Annotated in this window: 7 protein-coding genes; 1 reads left to right on the top strand and 6 read right to left on the bottom strand. The window is 38.4% G+C overall.

Annotated features, from left to right (window positions below; genetic code table 11):
* Nucleotides 1-83: 83 nt before the first annotated feature.
* Complete coding sequence (locus tag MRT15_RS09700; protein WP_304329892.1) at nt 84-518, bottom strand: hypothetical protein; 435 nt, start codon at nt 516-518, stop codon at nt 84-86.
* Between the two features lie 202 nt (nt 519-720).
* On the opposite strand from MRT15_RS09700, the gene MRT15_RS09695 reads away from it, so the two are divergent.
* A complete protein-coding gene (locus MRT15_RS09695; protein ID WP_304329891.1) occupies nt 721-861 on the top strand; it encodes a hypothetical protein in 141 nt (46 codons plus the stop codon).
* A 106-nt stretch (nt 862-967) separates the two neighbouring features.
* Here the strand turns inward: MRT15_RS09695 and MRT15_RS09690 are convergent, their stop codons facing one another.
* The 5 genes from MRT15_RS09690 to MRT15_RS09670 all read right to left on the bottom strand — a co-directional run.
* On the bottom strand, nt 968-1,207 hold the full coding sequence (locus MRT15_RS09690; protein ID WP_304329890.1) for a hypothetical protein: 240 nt from the start codon (nt 1,205-1,207) through the stop codon (nt 968-970).
* A gap of 54 nt (nt 1,208-1,261) precedes the next feature.
* Nucleotides 1,262-2,293, bottom strand: a complete 1,032-nt coding sequence (locus MRT15_RS09685) for a radical SAM protein (protein WP_304329889.1) — start codon at nt 2,291-2,293, stop codon at nt 1,262-1,264.
* On the bottom strand, nt 2,290-2,505 hold the full coding sequence (locus MRT15_RS09680) for a hypothetical protein (RefSeq protein WP_304329888.1): 216 nt from the start codon (nt 2,503-2,505) through the stop codon (nt 2,290-2,292). The genes MRT15_RS09685 and MRT15_RS09680 overlap by 4 nt, the downstream gene beginning before the upstream one ends.
* Before the next feature lie 198 nt (nt 2,506-2,703).
* Nucleotides 2,704-2,937, bottom strand: a complete 234-nt coding sequence (locus MRT15_RS09675; RefSeq protein WP_304329887.1) for a hypothetical protein — start codon at nt 2,935-2,937, stop codon at nt 2,704-2,706.
* 4 nt (nt 2,938-2,941) lie between these two features.
* A partial coding sequence (locus tag MRT15_RS09670) for a hypothetical protein (RefSeq protein WP_304329886.1) occupies nt 2,942-3,161 on the bottom strand: 220 nt, incomplete at its 5' end.

Genomic DNA, 3,161 nt, shown 5'->3' with positions numbered 1-3,161 from the left:
TTTCTGATTTCTTGGTATGATTTTAAGGTTTACGTTTCATACGATCATATAAAAATTATGTGTGGTTTAGTGGATTTTGCGTCTTAGTTTTTACTGTTCAGTCTTCTAAGTATGTTTGAGGCTTCATCGAGGAGTTTCTTGTCGTCTATGCAGTTCTTGTTCACGTAATCTATAAGTTCCATTGCAAGCCTCCTAATGGTTTGCTTCAACTCATAGTATTTCAATGTATTCTTCTCCGAAGGTGATACGTTTTCCAATCTATCCATTAGCTTCCTGAGATTCTCAATTTTCTCGTATGCTTCTTCAACGATCAATTCCTTCTTGACTCTACTTAGATCAACTGTGCATCCACCATTCATAATTTTGCTTTGAGCCATGATTCCACTCAACATTTCCCTTACATATTCGCTTAAACTTTTACCATGCTTATTTGCAATTGCAAGGAGGGATAGGTATAAGTCCTTTGGAAGATAGACTGTAACTATAACTCCATCACTTATCTTCCTCTTCCTACCCATATTTCCACTCCACAAAAAGATAGTATAGGTTTAACTTATAAATTTATTTATTTATTAAAAAATCACTAAATACCCATATATACCCTCAACTCCACTGGAAATATAGGTTCACTTATATAGGAGAATAAGTTAAATCTAAATTGAATGATGATTGGGTTGTTGCTGAATCGATGATGAATCGTCTCTCTCTGAAGTGAATTCCATGCCATACAAATGTTTAGGATGTAAACGCATATTCAAGGATATTGGGGAATTGGAGGAATACAGGTATAAATGTCCAAAATGCGGTTCAAGAGTATTCTATAAGACGCGATCACAAATTGTCAAGAGAATTAAGCTCTAGCGGACCTGAACCTACATTCAAATGTTTTTGACGGGGAAATCTAGGTTTGAATGTGCAAAAATATGTGGTGGTGATGATCTCGCAGGAAAAATATAAGTTTAACGGTTTAGCCCACGAAGAATATGCTGTCTGCAACTGAATCCACGATCTTAACTGCTCCGATCTGCTTCAAGTATTCCTCCTTCTCCTTAGCCTCCTTCTCGCTTAGAACCTTATCATAGCCGAAGCTTCCAACCCTTACACGTAGCCTTACTCCTTCTGGCAATCTGTTGATCTTGTATACTATGATGTGGCAGTATCTTGCATGCTCCATGAGCATGTTCCAATCCTCAATTATCTCAACCATACATTTCACCTCCAAAATTTAATGTTGAAATTATGGTATTTATAGGCTTCATAATCATTCAGATCCACCTTCCTCATCATTTAAAGCCAATTTACTTCTTTTATGTTTTAAATATTCTTGGAACGTCCATGTGTTATAAAGGTGTCTATTAACATATCTTGCAAAATGATTTAATAATGGTATATCATTTCTACCATTATACTTCATTACGTATGGCATTACTCCAAGCCTCCTTAGGACCTGAAACCTATAGTAATCGTTTCCCATGAAGTAATCCCATGTGTAATCCTCCCTTTTCACATTGTATCCGCATAGCATGTAGAACATCATATGCCTCCCAGGTATGCCATGCTTCCTCAATATTTCAATCCCCCTATAAACTTCGCTTTCAATGTTCAATATATCCCAACTGAAGTATAGTCTTGGAGCTTTGAATTGATCGTCCCTATACTTTATGTGGCTCAACCATTTTGCATTCTCATTTTCAATTAGCCTTATATCCAACCCTTGATTGAATGATACCATAAGCCTCTTCAATGCAAGCTCCCTCAAAACATCTATATGCCCATCGTATGCAAGTAGATTGTTATCTAATAACATGACCTTCCTATGCCTTGGATGGAGAAACTCCTTTAATGGTGCGTTGAACCTAATCTTCCCCTCCTTCAATGGAACTATACACCATGGGCAACTTCTAATGCATCCACGTGTTATGAAGCCAACTGAATAATTCAATCCATATAGGTCATAATCTGGCATTATGTGTTCAACTTCATTTGGCAATTGGCTTTTTAAATCAACCCCACTCCCTCCAAGCTCAACCTCCACGCCCAAGGATTCAAGCATCTTGACAATTCCCTTTGCCAATGGAGCGTTTTCACTGAATATGCAGCTTACATATGCACGATCATAATTCCTCATTGGAGAATTGATCGTCAAATCCAATGGCTTACCAAACCCCCTACGATACTTCCTTGGAAGCCTAATCAGATAGACATAATCCCCTCTACACTTATGCCAACTGCTCAACTTCATCAAAGCCAAATTAAACCAAACTGAATCAACATCAACCAACAAGACTTTCAAGGCATTGCAGCCCCAATTATCGCTCCTTTAATGGATCCGCATCTACTGCAAACCCAGCGGACCTCAAACACTCCATCCACGATCTCACGCACTTCTGGTATCATGGTTCCATTGCATGGAACTCTGGTTAAACGTTCATCCCCAGTGTTCGGGTCCTTTACAGCTACAATTATTGTGCCATGGCATGGTATACTTGAAAACTCAAGTTTCATTGGCAATCCTCCATTGCCTTATCTAATAGATATATGCACCAAAGGAATCCTGACCACCACATCATAAAGGATACGAGGATGATTATTCGAGCGTCAATTGAGTAGTTAACCATCAGCCACCATGAAAGGAATATGCTGGTAACAGTAGTTAGAATAGCATACCAAGCGTCATTCAACTCCCTAATTATCCTTCTGAAGCTATAATTCAAATTCAACCAGTATCCTCCCCCTAAGCATTATTCTATTCAAGATTTCAATGAAGCTCCATGCAGCGGACCTCAGCCTATGGCTTGGCAAATGTAATAGGAAGTCGAATTTCAATGCATTTGGATGTATAACGTATAATTTGAAGCCTTTTATTCCACGCCAAACTTCAGGCTTTAATTTGAGCAGGTCCTCCTTCCTCTCAATTGTATATACAAGTTTCACCATTTATTCATCCCCCAACATACTGGTATCGTATTTTCCCATCAAAGCAAAGCCAAACTTGAATTTCATTGTTTAAGAGTGCATCTAAAAGTGCATTCTTCAACTCTAAACTGCATTTCTCCCTCTCAATTACCTCCATAGCTTCAACTATGCTTAATGGTTTGTCAATTTTTGGATGGGGCTTATATCCACCCATAAAATACATCAGGTCCATCCAAACCCTCAAC

The organism is Candidatus Culexarchaeum yellowstonense (assembly GCF_024707025.1).
Lineage (GTDB): Archaea > Thermoproteota > Methanomethylicia > Culexarchaeales > Culexarchaeaceae > Culexarchaeum.
The sequence above is the reverse complement of the archived record's forward strand: the minus strand, read 5'-3'. Positions and strand labels throughout refer to the sequence as shown.

Coding starts and splice junctions, on each gene's coding strand:
- MRT15_RS09700 (WP_304329892.1), bottom strand. CDS start 518: ATGGGTAGGAAGAGGAAGATAAGTGATGGAGTTATAGTTACAGTCTAT.
- MRT15_RS09695 (WP_304329891.1), top strand. CDS start 721: ATGCCATACAAATGTTTAGGATGTAAACGCATATTCAAGGATATTGGG.
- MRT15_RS09690 (WP_304329890.1), bottom strand. CDS start 1,207: ATGGTTGAGATAATTGAGGATTGGAACATGCTCATGGAGCATGCAAGA.
- MRT15_RS09680 (WP_304329888.1), bottom strand. CDS start 2,505: ATGAAACTTGAGTTTTCAAGTATACCATGCCATGGCACAATAATTGTA.
- MRT15_RS09675 (WP_304329887.1), bottom strand. CDS start 2,937: ATGGTGAAACTTGTATATACAATTGAGAGGAAGGAGGACCTGCTCAAA.